The following is a 15,270-nucleotide window of genomic DNA, read 5'->3' as shown; positions in this document are numbered from 1 at the left end:
CTGAGGATCCCGCCATGCTTGCCGCCCGCCAACTCGCGTTCGCCCGTGCCGGCCACGCCGTCTTTCGCGGCATCGACCTGACCCTGGACGCGGGCCATGCGCTGGCGGTGACCGGGCCCAATGGCAGCGGCAAATCCACGCTGCTGCGCGTGCTGGCCGGACTGTTGCCGCCCGCCACGGGCGAGCTGACCTGGGCGGGCCGCCCCGTGCGCGCGGGCGATCCCGTGTTCGGCCAGTCGGTCGGCTATGTGGGCCACGCCAATGGCATCGACCCCGATCTCAGCGCCACGGAACATCTGGTCTACGCGGCGCGGCTTGCCGGCTGTGCCGTCACGGCGGAAGCCGCCCGCGCGGCGCTCGCGGAAGCCGGGCTCGGTCGCGTGGCCGATGCGGCCGTCCGCACGCTCTCGCAAGGCCAGCGCCGCCGCGTCGCGCTGGCGCGTCTCTCGCTGGTGCCGCGCACGCTCTGGTTGCTCGACGAACCGCTGACATCGCTCGACGACGACGCCGCCGCGCGCTTCACGCAACAGCTCGACGCGCACCTCGCCTCGGGCGGCATGGCCGTGGTGGCCACGCACCGGCCACTGTTGCTGGCCCACGGGGCCACCGCCACGCTGTGTCTGGGAGGATCGGCATGAGTCCGCTCGGGCCGCCGCCATCCCCCTTTCCCGGCCTGCTCGGCGCCTTCACCGCCACACTGCGCCATGATCTGACCCTGGCCTGGCGCCGACGCGGCAACCTGGTGGGCACGGTGGTGTTCTTCGTGATCGCCACCAGCCTCTTTCCGCTGGCGATCGGACCGGATCCCCAGCAGCTGCGCCTGCTGGCGCCGGGCATCCTGTGGGTGGCGGCGCTGCTGGCGTCGATGCTTTCGCTGTCACGGCTGTTCGCCCAGGACTATGCCGATGGCGGGCTCGAGCAAATGCTGCTGTCTCCCGAACCGCTGGCGATCCTGGTGCTGGCCAAGATCGCTGCGCACTGGCTGACCAGCGGCTTGCCGCTGCTGGTGCTGACGCCCGTGCTGGCGCAGCAATACAGCCTGCCACCCGGCGCGGCACTGATGCTGGCGGCTTCCTTGTTGCTGGGCACGCCGGTGCTGAGCCTGATCGGCGCGGTGGGCGCGGCGCTGACGCTGGGGGTGCGCGGCGGTGCCGTGCTGCTATGCATCCTGGTCTTGCCGCTGTGCGTGCCCGTGCTGGTGTTCGGCGCCGGAGCCGGCGCCGCCGCCGATGCCGGGCTGGACGTCATGCCGCAGTTCTCGCTCCTGGGCGCCTGTCTGGCGCTGGCGTTGCTGCTGTGCCCGCTGGCCGCCGCGGCCGGCTTGCGGATCGCGATGGAGTAAGCCATGGGTCCGTCAGCCGACCTGCCCACCCTCACCCGGCCGTCTCACCCGACTCGCGCGCGCTGGCTGGCGTATGCCTCGCCCGCGCGCTTCGACCCGCTCGCGCGGCGGCTGGCGCCCTGGTTCGGTGCGGCGGCGTTGCTGTTCCTGCTGGCAGGGCTCTACGTCGGTTTCCGCGTGGCGCCCACCGATGCGCAACAGGGCGAGGTCTACCGGATCATCTTCATCCACGTGCCGGCCGCCTGGATGTCGATGTTCATCTATCTGGTCATGGCCGGATACTGCGCCCTGGCGCTGGTGCTGCGCACCCGGCTGTCGTCGATGATGGCCTCCGCGCTCGCACCCACGGGGGCCCTGTTCACGTTTATCGCGCTGTGGACCGGCGCCCTGTGGGGCAAGCCGACCTGGGGCACGTGGTGGGTCTGGGACGCGCGGCTGACGTCCGAGCTCATCCTGCTGTTCCTGTACCTGGGCTTTCTGGCGCTGGAAGCGTCCATCGAGGAGGCGCGCCGCGCCGAACGCGCCTGCGCCGTGCTGGCGCTGGTCGGCGTGGTCAATATCCCGATCATCTATTTCTCCGTGCAATGGTGGAACACGCTGCATCAGGGCGCATCGGTCAGCCTGAGCGCGGCACCGTCGATGGCCGCCACCATGCTCGCCGGCATGCTGCTGATGACGCTGGCGTGCTGGATGTACACGATTGCCGTGGCACTGGTCCGTGTGCGCTGCATCCTGCGCGAGCGTGCCGAGCCACGGCTGACCGACTGAATTCCGGGAGACGATCATGGACAGCATGCACTTCCTGCTTTCCGGACACGCCGGCTACGTGGCCGGCGCATTTGTGGTGGCGTTTGCCGCGCTCGGCATCGAACTGGCACTGCTGGCCCGGCGCGCGCGGGCCGCGCGGCAACTGGCGGCACCACGGGATGACATCCCCCGATGACGACCCGGCAACGTCGACTCGCGATCCTGATGGCCGCGCTGGTGTGCGGCGGCGTAGCTACCGCGCTGGTGTTGAATGCATTTCGCGGCAACCTGGTGTTCTTTTTCAGCCCGACGCAGGTCGTCGCCAACGAAGCCCCCACCGCGCGCAGCTTCCGGCTCGGTGGCCTGGTGGCGCCCGGTTCCATACGGCGCGAGGGCGATGGCATGACCATCCGCTTTATCGTGACGGACACCGCGCGTGAGGTACCGGTGGTCTATCGCGGGTTGTTGCCCGACCTGTTCCGCGAGGGCAAGGGCGTAGTGGCCCGTGGCCAGCTGCAGGCCGACGGCGTCTTCCATGCCAGCGAAGTGCTGGCGAAGCACGATGAAAACTACATGCCGCCGGAAGCTGCCGATGCGCTGAAGCAGGCGGCACAGGTCAATCAACGCATGGCGGAGGCTCCCTCGCGATGATCGTAGAAATCGGCCACTTCGCACTGATCCTGGCCCTGTTCGTGGCCGTCATGCAAACGCTGCTGCCGATTACGGGCGCCGCGCGCGGCGACGGCACGCTGATGGCCGTGGCCCGCCCGGCCGCCTGTGCGCAGGCGGCGCTGGTCCTGACGGCGTATGGCGCCCTGACGTGGGCCTTTGTCGACAACGACTTCAGCGTGCGCTATGTGGCGGCCAACTCCAACACGGCGTTGCCGCTGGCCTATCGCGCGGCCGCGGTGTGGGGGGCGCACGAGGGATCGATGCTGCTTTGGACGCTGATGCTGGCGCTCTGGACGCTGGCGGTGGCGCGCTTCAGCCGCGCCTTGCCCGTCGAAATGGCGGCGCGTGTCATCGGCGTGCTGGGTGCGATCAGCGTGGGCTTCCTGCTCTTCCTGCTGTTTGCGTCGAATCCGTTCATCCGCCTGCTGCCGCCGGCCATGGAGGGGCGCGACCTGAATCCCCTGCTGCAGGACCCCGGCATGGTCTTTCACCCGCCGCAGCTGTATATGGGATACGTGGGCTTTGCCGTGGTCTTCGCGTTCGCCGTGGCGGCGTTGCTGGGCGGACGGCTCGACGCAAGCTGGGCGCGCTGGTCGCGGCCGTGGACCACACTGGCGTGGAGCTTCCTGACCGTCGGCATCCTGCTGGGCAGTGCGTGGGCCTATTACGAACTCGGCTGGGGCGGCTGGTGGTTCTGGGACCCCGTCGAGAACGCGTCCCTGATGCCATGGCTGGCGGGCACGGCGCTGATGCATTCGCTGGCGGTGACGGAGAAGCGCGGCGCCTTCCGCGCGTGGACGGCGTTGCTGGCCATCTTCACCTTCTCGCTAAGCCTGCTGGGCACGTTCCTGGTCCGCTCGGGCGTGCTGACGTCGGTCCACACCTTCGCGGTCGATCCACGGCGCGGCATTTTCATCCTGACCCTGCTCGGCCTCGTCACCGGCGGTGCGCTCGCGCTCTACGCATGGCGGGCGCCACGGCTGTCGGTGCGCGTGGCCTTTGCGGGGATTTCGCGCGAGTCGTTCCTGCTGGCCAACAACGTGCTGCTGGCCGTCGCCGCCGCCACGGTGCTGCTCGGCACGCTCTATCCGCTCCTGCTGGATGTGCTCGGGCTCGGCAAGATCTCGGTCGGCCCGGCCTACTTCGAGGAGGTCTTCGTGCCGCTGATGGCGCCCGCCGTATTGCTGATGGGCGCGGCGCCGCTGGCGCGCTGGCGCCATGCCTCGCTGCCGGCACTGGCGGCACGGCTGCGCTGGGCGGGTATCGCCAGCCTGTCGATCGCGATCCTGCTGCTTCTGATTCTGCGCAATAGCTCGGCGCTCACCGGGCTGGGCCTGCTGCTGGCAACGTGGTGCGCGGCCGGCGTGCTAACCAGCCTTGCTGGCCGCCTGCGTCCGCATGGTTCGCTCGGTCGGCGGATGCATGGCCTGCGCCAGTTGCCGGCTGGCTACTACGGGATGTTGCTGGCCCATCTGGGCGTAGGCGTGTTCATCGCTGGCGTGACGCTGGTCAATAGCCAGGAGAGCCTGCGCGAGCTGCCGATGCGCACGCAGGACGTGGCCAGCGTCGGTGGCTATTCGTTCCGGCTGGACCGCGTGATCCCGGTGCAGGGGCCCAACTATGCGGCGTTCCGCGCGATCATCACCGCGAGCCAGGATGGACGCGTGGTGGCCACGCTGATGCCGGAGCGACGCATCTATCGCAGCCAGGACATGCCCACGACGGAAGCCGCGATCGACAACGGCTTTACCCGCGATCTCTATGTCGCCATCGGCGATTCCGTGGAGGACGGGCGCTGGGCCGTGCGGCTGCATGTCAAGCCGTTCGTGGGATGGATCTGGGGCGGATGCGTGCTCATGGCGCTGGGCGGACTGGTGGCCATCTGCGACCGGCGATACCGGCGGCGCGTCCATTCGCGGGAAACGCTGCCGGCGCCCGGAGATGGTTCCGGCGGTGTGGCGGACGATCTGGCGAATGATGCGGCCGGTGATGTGGCGCCGGCCCTGCCGCTGGCCGTACGCAAGGAGCCGCTGGCATGACGAGATTCCTGGTTCCGCTCGCGGTCTTCGTGGCCCTGGCGGTAACACTCGCCGCCGGGCTGCGCCATGATCCGCACGAACTGCCGTCCGCGCTCGTCGGCAAGCCCGCGCCGGCCTTCCAGCTACCGGTGCTGATGTCGCCGGAGGGCACCATGTCGGCCGCGGATCTGAAAGGAAAGATCTGGCTGCTGAACGTCTGGGCGTCCTGGTGCACGGCTTGCCGGACCGAGCACCCGGTGCTGGTCGACTTCGCAACGCGGTCGCCGGTGCCGATCTACGGCCTGAACTACAAGGACCAGCCGGCTGCCGCCCGCGACTGGCTGCGCCGCCTGGGGAACCCCTATGTGGCGTCGCTGGTCGATGCTGACGGCAAGGTCGGGATCGACTTTGGCGTGTACGGGGTGCCGGAGACCTATGTGATCGACCGCGCTGGCGTGGTGCGCTACCGGCAAGTGGGGCCGGTCACGCCGGACATCCTGGAACGCAAGATCCTGCCGCTGCTGCGGCAGCTGGAGCAGGAGCCAGGCCATGCATAGGATGTGGCGCGTGGTCCGGTGTGTTGCGGCGGCATGGGTCGCGATCCTTGCGGCGGGCGCCGTGCTGGCGGCCGATCCGGACCCGGCCCTCGATGCGCGCGTCCACGCGCTGGCGGCGCAGCTCCGCTGCCTGGTCTGCCAGAACCAGACGCTGGCGGATTCCGATGCGGACCTGGCCGTCGATCTGCGCGGGCAAATCCGCGAGCAGTTGCGGCAGGGGACGAGCGAGGAAGCCGTCAAGGACTACCTGGTGCAGCGCTATGGCGATTTCGTGCTGTACAAGCCGCCGGTGCGGCCGCAGACTTGGCTGCTGTGGTTCGGGCCGCTGGTGCTGCTGATCGGCACCAGCGTGGTGATCGTGCGGCGTCGGCGGCGACGCGGCCACGCGCCGCCGGGGGCGTCGCCATCGGGGGCGCACTCCGAGTCGAAATCCGGGTCCCAAGCGGCGTCGCAATCGGGGTCGCAATCCGCGCCTCAAGCCGCGCCTCAAGCCGCGCCTCAACTCGCACCCCTCCCCGCATCTGCGTCGCGGCCCCATGCTCGCCCGCCGCGCTCGCGATGGGCCGTGGCTGCCGCGCTGGTTACGCTGCCCGTGGCGGCGGCTTTTCTCTACTTCCATCTCGGCAATCCCCGGGCGCTGATGGCCGCCATCCCGATGCAGTCGGCATCGTTCCCCATCAGCGGCGATGGCGACCACAGTGTCCAGCAGGCGCAGATCGAAGCGATGGTCTCGCGACTCGCCATGCGCCTGCGCAAGGCGCCCGATGATCCCGATGGGTGGTACATGCTCGCGCGATCGTATGGTGCGCTGGAGCGCTTCGATGACGCCGCGGCGGCGTACGCGAAGGCCGTCGCCCTGGTTCCCGATGCGGCGGCACTGCGCGCCGACTATGCGGATGCGTTGGCCAGCGCGAGCGGCGGCTCGCTCGAAGGCGCGCCGCTGGAGCAGATCCGGCAAGCGCTGGCCCTCGATCCCGATGAGCCAAAGGCGCTGGCACTGGCGGGCAGCGCCGCCGCGGAACGCGGAGATCTAAAGGAAGCCATCCGATACTGGGAGCATCTGTATCGCCTGTTGCCATCGGACTCCCTGACCGCCATGCGCGTGGCGGCGAACCTGGCGGCGGCGCAGTCAGCAATGGAGTCGGCAGGTCAACCGACGTCCGCGCAGGCCGTGACCGGTCCAGCGAAGCGGCCGGGGACTCAGCCAGTGAGTCAATCAGTGAGTCAATCAGGGAGCCAATCAGCGAACCAATCGGCGAACCAATCGGCGGCACGGTCAGCGCCACAACCCGCGCCGCAATCCGACGCCCAGGCGGTGGCGCAACCTTCGCCGGATGGCCCCGGCTTGCCCAGGCCGCAATAACGGCGCCCCGACTGAGAGGTTGCTTCAAAAAGATCCTGGCGTCGTTGCGCGGCCTTGCCGTACCACTTGTACTGTCTGCGGCCGCACGCCTAGCCAGGACCGCTTCGCTTCATTTTGAAACAACCTCTCGGCCTCAGGCTCTCAAATTCTTCAGCATGTCATCGACCATTTCAGCCAGACCATACCGAGGCTGCCAGCCCCAGTCGCTGCGCGCGGCCGTGTCGTCGATCGAATCGGGCCAGCCTCGGGCGATTGCCTGGCGGTAGTCAGGCGCGTAGCGGATCTCGAAGCCCGGCTCGCGCTGGCGAATGGCCGCCGCGATCTCCGCCGGCGTGAAGCTCATGGCGGCGAGGTTGTAGCTGCCCCGCTCCCGCACATGGTCGGCCGGCGCTTCCATCAGCTCCAGCGTGGCGCGGATGGCGTCCGGCATATACATCATCGGCAGGCGCTCGTCGGGCTCCAGGAAACAGGTGTAGGGCTCGCCCCTGACCGCGTGATGGAAGATGTCGACTGCGTAATCCGTGGTGCCGCCGCCGGGGGGCGTCTTGTGCGAGATCAGGCCCGGATAGCGCACGCTGCGCACGTCCACGCCGTGATTCTCGAAGTACCAGCGACACCAGCCCTCGCCAGCCTGCTTCGAGATACCGTAGACCGTGGTCGGCTCCATGATGGTCTTCTGCGGCGTGTCCACGGCGGGCGTCGTCGGGCCGAAGGCGGCAATCGAGCTCGGCCAGAACACGCGCTCGATGGCGTGGTGACGCGCCAGTTCCAGCACGTTCAGCAGCCCCGTCATGTTCAGGTTCCACGCCCATTGCGGCGCTTTCTCGCCGGTGGCGGACAGCGCGGCCGCCAGCAGGTAGATCTGCGTGATGCCGTGCCGCTCCACCACCGTGGTCAGTTCGCCCCGATCGGTCACGTTGACCATCTCGTGGGCGATATGCACATGGCGGCCGGTAGGCACCACGTCGGAGGTCACGACCTGGGTGCGGCCATAGCGCTCGGCCAGCGCCAGCGCCAGTTCGGAGCCCAGCTGCCCGTTGGCGCCGATGATCAGGATCTTGGGGACGTTGCCGGTGCCGGGGGTGTGGCTTGCTTCAGTCATCGGATCAGTCCCAGTTCCCGTCCGGCCTGCGCAAAGGCATCCAGCGCGCGCTGCAGCGTGATTTCATCGTGGACCGCGCTCATCTGCACGCGGATGCGGGCCTGCCCCTTGGGCACCACCGGATAGAAGAAGCCTACTACATAGACACCCAGTTCCAGCAGGCGCTCGGCCAGCTTCTGCGCAGGTTCCGCGTCGTAGACCATGATCGGGACAATCGGGTGATCGCCCGGCTTGATGTCGAAGCCCAGCGCGGCGATGCCCGCGCGGAAGAATGCGGTATTGCGCTCGAGCCTGTCGCGCAATTCGGTGCTGCCTTCGAGAAGATCCAGCACCGCGATGCTCGCGCCGACGATCGCGGGAGCCACGGTATTGGAGAACAGGTACGGGCGCGAGCGCTGGCGCAGCAGGTCGATCACCTCCTTGCGGCCCGAGGTGAAACCGCCCGATGCGCCACCCAGCGCCTTGCCGAGCGTGCCGGTGATGATGTCGATCTTGCCGAACAGGCCACGTGCCTCGTGCGTGCCGCGTCCGCGCTTGCCCATGAAGCCGGTGGCATGGCATTCGTCGATCCCGAGCAGCGCGCCATGCGCGTCGCAGATCTCGCGGATCTCGTCGAGCCGCGCCACGGTGCCGTCCATCGAGAACACGCCGTCGCTGAAAACCAGCTTGAAGCGGGCGCCCTCGGCATCCGCGCGTTGCAGCTGGGCGCGCAGGTCGTCGAGGTCGTTGTGCTTGTAGCGATAGCGGCGCGCCTTGGACAGCCGGATGCCGTCGATGATCGACGCGTGGTTCAGTTCGTCGCTGATCACGGCATCGTCCGGGCCGAGCAAGGTCTCGAACAGGCCGCCGTTGGCATCGAACGCGGAACCATAGAGGATGGTGTCCTCGGTCCCGAGGAAGCGCGACAGCCGCGCCTCCAGCGTCTTGTGCAGATCCTGCGTGCCACAGATGAACCGCACGGAGGACAGGCCAAAGCCGTGCGTGCGCAGCGCCTCGTGGGCGGCCTCGATGACCTTGGGGTGCGAGGACAGCCCCAGGTAGTTGTTCGCGCACAGGTTGATGACCTCGCGGCCATCGGCGGTACGGATCACCGCGCCTTGCGGCGTGGCGATGATGCGCTCGCGCTTGTACAGGCCCGCCTCGCGGATCGAATCCAGTTCCGCGCGGATGGATGCATAGAAGGCCTCGGCACTCGACATGGCCAGACTCCCGGTGGTAGTGTCTCGGATCGCTCGATCGATAAATCGAACGCGTTCCATATAACGAACAGTTCGTGCACTATAACGAACAGATGACGATGACGCAACCCTCCTCCGCCAAACCGCCGGCAAGCCCTGACGGGCCGCCCGCCGTGGGCAGCGCCTTGCAGGCGCTGCGCCAGAGCCAGCAACTGTCGCTGGACGACCTGTCGCGCCGCGCCGGTGTCTCCAAGTCTATGCTCTCGCAGATCGAGCGGAACCTGGCCAACCCCACCGTGGCGGTGCTGTGGCGCCTGGCAAACGCGCTGGGCGTCAGCCTGACGGACTTCCTGGCCAATGGCGCGGCCACTCCGCCGGCGCCGGCCATCGCCGTGGTGCAACCGCATGCGATTCCCGCGCTCAAGAGTCCGGATACGCGCTGCGAACTGCGCATCCTGGGCCCGATCGACCTCGCGGGACGATTCGAATGGTATGAGCTGACGATCCAGGCCGGCGGCGTACTGGCCTCCGAGCCGCATGAGACGGGCACGCAGGAGCACCTGTCGGTGCTCTCCGGGTCCATGACCGTGCGGGCCGGCAACGAGGAAAAGAAGCTCAGGCACGGCGAAACCGCGCGCTATGGCGCGGACGTCGCCCATGCAATCGGCAATCCGGGCAAGACCGCGGCCACCGCATTGCTGGTGGTGGTGCATCCGGGCTGAGGGACGTTGGCATCCCTTACACTCGGGGCCGTTGACATCACACAGACAAGACAATGAGAAAAGCGGGCCGGGTCAAGTCCTGGAATGCCGAGAAGGGCTATGGCTTCATCGATGTCCATGCCGACCTGAAGGACATCTTCTTCCACGTCACGGCGCTCCAGAACCGGTCGGTGCAGCCGAAGCCCGGTGACCGCATCATGTTCGAACTCGCCCGGGGCAAGGATGGCCGTCCTCAGGCGGTCCAGGTGTCGATACTGGGCGCACCGAGGCAAAGTGCCGGAGCGCGGCAGCCGGGGAACTCCGGTTCCGGTGCCGTGTGGCTGGCCTTCGCGGCGCTCGCCGCCGTGGGGCTGGCAGCGTTGGCCGGGTTCGTGCCGAAGGCCGTTGCCATCGTCTGGGGGATTCTGAGCGTGGTGGCGTTCATCACCTACTTTGACGACAAGCAGCGCGCCGGCCGCAACGCGCGGCGCGTGCCGGAAGCCAACCTGCATATGCTGGCGCTATTCGGTGGCTGGCCGGGCGCGCTGATCGCCCAGCAGGTCCTGCGCCACAAGAACCGCAAGCGCGAATTCCAGACCGTGTTCCGGGCGACCGTTGCGCTCAACGTCGGCGCGCTCGTACTCTGGAAGCTGCTCGGCTCGCCTCTGCCCTGAGGGCTCAGTCCGATTCCTTCAATCGCGCTCTGGCCGGCAGCTTGCGTCTGATCTCAAGGATGAGTTTTTCCAGCAGCGCCGCCATCTGTTCCGCATCGCGCGCCTTCAACGTGTTCAGGATGCGAACCATCACAACGTGATTCGAACTATCACAACGTGATTCAGCCCGGCAGGCGGTCATTCCATACGCTGAATTCGGGGATGTATCTCGAAGCGGCCCGGCCGCGCTCCTTGCAGAACCACGGGGCGGGCGCATGACGCGGATGTGACACGGCGAATGTTGGCCGGAATCCGCCGTGATCTGGCGGGCTCTGCATCGCAGGCGTGTATCGATTTTGTATCGGATGGAACCCGCCCCGGGTGGGCTCGTCAAACCCAAGACTGCCGACAATGACGAGGCCATCACGATGCACTGCAGCGTGAATCTCGCCCGCCGATAGTTCACACTCCCCGTTGGAGGATGCACTGCCAAGCGTCCCCGAGTCCCCAGCAACCGCTCCCCTCTCGCCAAGGAGAACACCGTGCTGAGCCCACACGAACTGGCCACGCTGATGCTGATCGGCAATGGCCCGCATACCCGCTCCGATACCACCGCGGACACTCGCGAAATCGATCCTGTCGACCTGGACGCCTTGATCGCCCGACAACTCGTCAGCCTGGAATCCGAACAGGGACGACGTCCCTGCCCCCAAATCACGCCGCACGGCCGCTCGATGCTGAAGGCAGTCGGGCGAACGTGCTGATCTCGTCAGACGTCTTCAAACGTCTCCCTGACGTTCCGCTTTCATCCACCCACGATGCCCGCTCGCCATGCCCGCGTGATCACGACGGGCATTGCCTGAGCGGCGCCGTGCATCGGTCGCGCGCAGCCGGTGTCAATGCGCGGCGGGCGCCTGAAAACCATCTGTCAGCGTCTTGAGAAACGCGACGACGTCGCGCATCTCGCCTTCGGTCATGAGCGGTTTGTCGCCGGGCTTGCCGCCGAACGGCGCTTCGGTGTTGATGTTGTCGTGATACTGCGGCGGCAAGTCATCGTACTTCCTGACCTTGCCATCCTTGCCGCGCGGATACCACTTGCCCGGCCGTACGTCCCGTTCCGCATAGAAATGCAGCACCTCGTCCAGCGAGTGGAACACCCCGTTGTGGAAGAACGCCTGCCGCAGCGCCACGTTGCGTAGCGACGGCGTGCGGAACAGGCCGCAGTAGTCGCCGCGATCCTTCAGGTCGGTCCGGTCCGGGCCGCACAGGCCCATGTCATAAAACCGTGGGTCGGCATTGCCGGCGAGCTTGCGATTGCGCGGCACGCCGACCGCGATAAAGCCGAAATCCGAGAACGCCGGGAAGGCGCCCTCGCGAATATCGCCGGGATGGCACGCGGCGCAGTTGCCCTTGTTCGGATCATTGAAGACGCGCAAGCCGCGCAGTTCCTGCGGCGACAGCTTTGCCTGGCCGCGCAGCACCGCATCGTATTTGCTGGTGTAGGGATAGAACTCCGACGGCACCTCCTGAAACACCTCCAGGGCCATCAGCACCGCATTGAACGCGGTGTCGTCATCGTCCAGCACATCCTGGCCGAGCACCTTGCGAAACGTCTCCGCGTGCGGGCCCTTGCGGATCTTCTCCACCACCACGATCGGTTCGCCGTTGGCCATTTCATGGGCCGACAGCAACGGGATGCGCGCCTGGTCGTGCGTGCTGTTGGCGCGGCCGTCCCAGTTGTGGCCGCCCGTCGGCCCCTGGTCTTCCGAGTCGTCGCCGTCGTCCTCGTGATAGTGGTCCGTGTAGGGCGGCACGTTTTGCACATAGCGCAGCGAAGGCGCGGCACGCACGCCCGTGCGCGTCATGTCCGGCCCGCCAAGCTGGACGGACAGGTTGTTGGGCGGGCCGTAGGCGTGATCCGGACTGTGGCAACTGGCGCAGGACTGCTTGCCGGACGCCGACAGCGATGCGTCGAAGAACAGCGCGCGGCCCAGCGCCGTCAGCGCCGGAATGTTGGGCCGCCGCTCGGCCATCATCGCGTAGAACGGCTTGGGGGCCGCCGCCTTGACCGCACTGGCCGCGCTGGCTGCACTGGCACTCGCAGCCGGGCTCGAACCGGGAGCCGGGCTTGCGCTCGCTGCCGGGGCCGAAGCCATCGCCACCACTGGCGCCGGGGCCTGCGCGGCCGTCTCCTGCCTGCCGCAGCCGGTCATCAGGCAGGCCAGCACGGTCATCAACAGGCTGCCGGCGATCCGCACCCAGACGGTCAGCGAGGGGAGCGAGGCATTCAGCAACAACGGCGGCAGCAGCATGACGGAACGATGACGGTGGAATGACGACGGGATGGCGCAGGAGGCTATTCCTCGCGGATGACAGCCGCATGTCAGTCACGAAAACGCCACGCTCCGCCCCGTCTCGATGATCGCCAAGTGAAGCGTCGAGCATCATCAATCTGACACACACCCGGCTCAAACTCGCGGCGCACCCAGAAGCACCCACGCTTTTTTTGAAGTGCCGCAGTACCTCCCACACATAAGAAAGAGGAAAGCTATGAGCCGTCTCCCCCGTCTGTGGCCACTGGCCGCAATCGCCGCCGCATGCCTGTCCGCTTGCGGCGGCAGCGATTCCGGCAGCACCGCCGCCACGACTTCCGGCGTCGTCACCGGCAGCTACTTCGAGCATGCCAAGGTCTGCATCGACGCCAACAACAACGCCAAGTGCGACAGCAGCGAAACGTCCGCCTTCACTGATGCCAAGGGCGCGTTCACGCTGAACGGCCTGGGCGCCGTGGTGGCGGAAATCGGCACGGATGCCTTCCGCAACGACGACAGTGGCGGCCATGCCGCCGTGTCGCGCAAGCTGGTGTTCCGCGCGCCGGCCGGCGCCAACGTCGTGATCAGCGCCATCTCCACCGAACTGACCGCCCTGATGGATGCCAACGGCGGCAACATGGATGACGCGCGCAGCCAGCTGGCCAACCGCCTGGGCGTGGCCGCGGACAAGCTCCTGCAAGACCACAACAAGGAAACGGATGCCAAGGTCAAGGCTGCCCTGCAGGCCGAGATCGAGCAGGCCATCGACCTGATCGCCGATGCCGTGGCGGCTGGCGGCGATATCGGCGCGGCCATCCGTGACGGCGTGACCAAGCGCCTGGCGCTGAACGCCATCAAGACCGTGGTGGTGATCTACGCCGAAAACCGCGGCTTCGACAACCTCTACGGCCTGTACCCGGGCGCCAACGGCATTCCGGGCGTGAACCCGGACGCCAAGGGCACGGTGGAAGCCCAGAAGGACTTCGACGGCTCCGCGCTGGCCACCCTGCCGCCGACCTGGGGCGGCCTCACGGCGGCGGGCCAGGCGGTCCAGCTGCCGCAAGCCAGCACGGTGGGCTGGGCCAACAAACCGTTCCGCATCGACGATCCGGCCGGCGTGAACGGCACGGGCGTGGTAGTGGGCCAGAACGTGGTCACGCGTGACCTGGTGCACCGCTTCTACAACAACCAGATGCAGATCAACGGCGGCAAGAACGACAAGTTCACCGCGTACTCCGATGCCGGCGGCCTCGTGATGGGCTACTACGACGGCAGCGGCATGGCAATGTGGAAGCTCGCCCAGCAATACACACTGGCCGACAACTTCTTCATGGGCGCGTTCGGCGGCTCGTTCCTGAACCACCAATACCTGGTCTGCGCCTGCGCCCCGATCTATCCGGATGCCGAGAATTCGGTGGCCAAGGGTTCGATCTCGGCCATCGACGTCGACGCCAAGGGCAACTTCACGGGCCTGTCCATCAAGCCGACCAGCCCGACCAGCATCCAGACCGGCACGGCCCAGTATGTCAACGACAGCACGCTGACGGCCAAGGACAGCACGGGCGTCTACTACGCCGTGAACACGATGCAGCCGGCCTATCAGCCGAGCGGCAACGCGCCGGCGTCGACCGACAGCACCAAGCTGCTGGCGGACCCGACCAAGGCCAACACGCTGCCGGCGCAATCGCAGGACACCATCGCGACGCTGCTGGACCAGCGCGGCATCACCTGGGCCTGGTACTCGGGCGCGTGGAAGGCCGTTTCCGCCGACCGCACGCTGATCAACAATGGCCAGGCCGTGCCGAACTTCCAGACGCACCACCAGCCGTTCAACTTCTATTCGGCCTTCAGCCCGGTCGACCACGCCGACTACCGCGCGAGCCACCTGAAGGACTTCGATGCCGATTTCCTGACGGATGCCGCCGCGGGCAAGCTGCCGGCCGTGACGTTCTACAAGCCACAGGGCAACCTGAACCAGCACGCGGGCTACGCGAACGTGGCTGATGGCGATGCGCATATCGCCGACGTCATCAAGAAGCTGCAAGCCAGCCCGCAGTGGAACAACATGCTGGTCGTGGTGACCTATGACGAAAACGGCGGCTTTTACGATCACGCCGAAGTGCCGAAGGCCGACCTCTGGGGCCCGGGCACGCGGATTCCGGCCATCGTGATCTCGCCTTTCGCCAGGAAGGGCTTCGTCGACCATACGCAATACGACACGGCGTCGGTGCTGCGCTTCATCACGCACCGTTTTGCGCTGCCGACGTTGCCGGGCCTGAAGCTGCGTGACCAGTCGCTGATTGCCAACGGCAAGCCGGCGATGGGCGACCTGTCCAACGCGCTGACGTTCACGGCGTCGAAGTAAGCGTTCGGGCTTTCCGCCGCAGCCGGGAAATGCCTCGGGCTCCTGTCCGGGACAAAGTCCGGGGCAAAGACAAGGGGGCGGCACCGAAAGGGGCCGCCCCCTTTTTGTGATTGAGGATTTCAGTTGCCGGCGCGCGGACTTGCGCGCGCTCCCGCGCCCCCTCCCGCGCCCCCTTGCGCGCCGGATCTCCCGGATTCGCCCATCTGGCGTTGCCTATACTGGGCGGAGCGACGATCCCGTGCTCATGGCCCGCGACGACA

The 15,270-nt window shown here is 67.3% G+C and carries 17 protein-coding genes and 1 pseudogene; 14 read left to right on the top strand and 4 right to left on the bottom strand.

Annotated features, from left to right (window positions below; all coding sequences use genetic code 11):
* The first annotated feature begins 14 nt into the window (after window positions 1-14).
* Genes ccmA through BLR29_RS33240 form a run of 8 tightly spaced genes read left to right on the top strand, consistent with a single transcriptional unit; the run spans window position 15 to window position 6,699 of the window.
* The gene (ccmA, locus tag BLR29_RS23440; RefSeq protein WP_092140133.1) at window positions 15-638 is read left to right on the top strand and encodes a cytochrome c biogenesis heme-transporting ATPase CcmA; all 624 of its coding nucleotides are present in this window, start codon (window positions 15-17) and stop codon (window positions 636-638) included.
* On the top strand, window positions 635-1,342 hold the full coding sequence (gene ccmB / locus BLR29_RS23435; RefSeq protein WP_092140132.1) for a heme exporter protein CcmB: 708 nt from the start codon (window positions 635-637) through the stop codon (window positions 1,340-1,342). The genes ccmA and ccmB overlap by 4 nt, the downstream gene beginning before the upstream one ends.
* A gap of 3 nt (window positions 1,343-1,345) precedes the next feature.
* Window positions 1,346-2,110, top strand: coding sequence for a heme ABC transporter permease (locus BLR29_RS23430; protein WP_092140131.1), 765 nt, complete (start codon window positions 1,346-1,348; stop codon window positions 2,108-2,110).
* 16 nt (window positions 2,111-2,126) lie between these two features.
* Complete coding sequence (ccmD, locus tag BLR29_RS23425; protein ID WP_092140127.1) at window positions 2,127-2,285, top strand: heme exporter protein CcmD; 159 nt, start codon at window positions 2,127-2,129, stop codon at window positions 2,283-2,285.
* Window positions 2,282-2,740 carry a cytochrome c maturation protein CcmE gene (gene ccmE, locus BLR29_RS23420; protein ID WP_092140126.1) on the top strand — a complete coding sequence of 153 codons (459 nt, stop codon included), beginning with the start codon at window positions 2,282-2,284 and terminating at the stop codon, window positions 2,738-2,740. The genes ccmD and ccmE overlap by 4 nt, the downstream gene beginning before the upstream one ends.
* Window positions 2,737-4,800 (top strand): heme lyase CcmF/NrfE family subunit, encoded by a 2,064-nt coding sequence (locus BLR29_RS23415; RefSeq protein ID WP_092140125.1) that lies wholly within the window; start codon window positions 2,737-2,739, stop codon window positions 4,798-4,800. The genes ccmE and BLR29_RS23415 overlap by 4 nt, the downstream gene beginning before the upstream one ends.
* Window positions 4,797-5,336, top strand: a complete 540-nt coding sequence (locus BLR29_RS23410; RefSeq protein WP_092140124.1) for a DsbE family thiol:disulfide interchange protein — start codon at window positions 4,797-4,799, stop codon at window positions 5,334-5,336. The genes BLR29_RS23415 and BLR29_RS23410 overlap by 4 nt, the downstream gene beginning before the upstream one ends.
* Window positions 5,329-6,699: a cytochrome c-type biogenesis protein CcmH gene (locus BLR29_RS33240; protein ID WP_369804692.1), complete on the top strand. Its 1,371-nt coding sequence runs from the start codon at window positions 5,329-5,331 to the stop codon at window positions 6,697-6,699. The genes BLR29_RS23410 and BLR29_RS33240 overlap by 8 nt, the downstream gene beginning before the upstream one ends.
* Window positions 6,700-6,832: 133 nt before the next feature.
* Here BLR29_RS33240 and BLR29_RS23400 read toward each other — a convergent pair whose 3' ends face one another.
* The gene (locus BLR29_RS23400) at window positions 6,833-7,801 is read right to left on the bottom strand and encodes an NAD-dependent epimerase/dehydratase family protein (protein WP_092140123.1); all 969 of its coding nucleotides are present in this window, start codon (window positions 7,799-7,801) and stop codon (window positions 6,833-6,835) included.
* Window positions 7,798-9,000, bottom strand: coding sequence for a glycine C-acetyltransferase (gene kbl / locus BLR29_RS23395; protein ID WP_092140122.1), 1,203 nt, complete (start codon window positions 8,998-9,000; stop codon window positions 7,798-7,800). Before kbl ends, BLR29_RS23400 begins: the two co-directional genes overlap by 4 nt.
* Before the next feature lie 92 nt (window positions 9,001-9,092).
* Between kbl and BLR29_RS33235 the strand changes: the two are divergent.
* From BLR29_RS33235 to BLR29_RS23385, 4 genes and pseudogenes are all read left to right on the top strand, one after another.
* Window positions 9,093-9,323: pseudogene (locus BLR29_RS33235) on the top strand (helix-turn-helix domain-containing protein); the annotation flags it as partial.
* A gap of 13 nt (window positions 9,324-9,336) precedes the next feature.
* Complete coding sequence (locus BLR29_RS33230; RefSeq protein ID WP_369804696.1) at window positions 9,337-9,480, top strand: hypothetical protein; 144 nt, start codon at window positions 9,337-9,339, stop codon at window positions 9,478-9,480.
* On the top strand, window positions 9,426-9,701 hold the full coding sequence (locus BLR29_RS33225) for a cupin domain-containing protein (RefSeq protein ID WP_369804695.1): 276 nt from the start codon (window positions 9,426-9,428) through the stop codon (window positions 9,699-9,701). The genes BLR29_RS33230 and BLR29_RS33225 overlap by 55 nt, the downstream gene beginning before the upstream one ends.
* Before the next feature lie 53 nt (window positions 9,702-9,754).
* The gene (locus BLR29_RS23385; protein ID WP_092140120.1) at window positions 9,755-10,354 is read left to right on the top strand and encodes a DUF1294 domain-containing protein; all 600 of its coding nucleotides are present in this window, start codon (window positions 9,755-9,757) and stop codon (window positions 10,352-10,354) included.
* Between the two features lie 4 nt (window positions 10,355-10,358).
* Here BLR29_RS23385 and BLR29_RS32945 read toward each other — a convergent pair whose 3' ends face one another.
* On the bottom strand, window positions 10,359-10,484 hold the full coding sequence (locus tag BLR29_RS32945) for a hypothetical protein (protein ID WP_255371395.1): 126 nt from the start codon (window positions 10,482-10,484) through the stop codon (window positions 10,359-10,361).
* A 391-nt stretch (window positions 10,485-10,875) separates the two neighbouring features.
* Between BLR29_RS32945 and BLR29_RS23380 the strand changes: the two genes are divergently transcribed.
* On the top strand, window positions 10,876-11,097 hold the full coding sequence (locus BLR29_RS23380; RefSeq protein ID WP_092140119.1) for a hypothetical protein: 222 nt from the start codon (window positions 10,876-10,878) through the stop codon (window positions 11,095-11,097).
* Window positions 11,098-11,229: 132 nt separating this feature from the next.
* Here BLR29_RS23380 and BLR29_RS23375 read toward each other — a convergent pair whose 3' ends face one another.
* Window positions 11,230-12,645, bottom strand: a complete 1,416-nt coding sequence (locus tag BLR29_RS23375; protein ID WP_092140116.1) for a cytochrome-c peroxidase — start codon at window positions 12,643-12,645, stop codon at window positions 11,230-11,232.
* Between the two features lie 238 nt (window positions 12,646-12,883).
* On the opposite strand from BLR29_RS23375, the gene acpA reads away from it, so the two are divergent.
* Entirely contained in the window at window positions 12,884-15,010 is a 2,127-nt protein-coding gene (gene acpA / locus BLR29_RS23370) for an acid phosphatase (protein ID WP_092140115.1), read from the top strand.
* The last annotated feature ends 260 nt before the right edge of the window (window positions 15,011-15,270 follow it).

It is taken from the genome of Cupriavidus sp. YR651 (assembly GCF_900101625.1).
Classification (GTDB): Bacteria; Pseudomonadota; Gammaproteobacteria; order Burkholderiales; family Burkholderiaceae; genus Cupriavidus.
The sequence above is the reverse complement of the archived record's forward strand: the minus strand, read 5'-3'. Positions and strand labels throughout refer to the sequence as shown.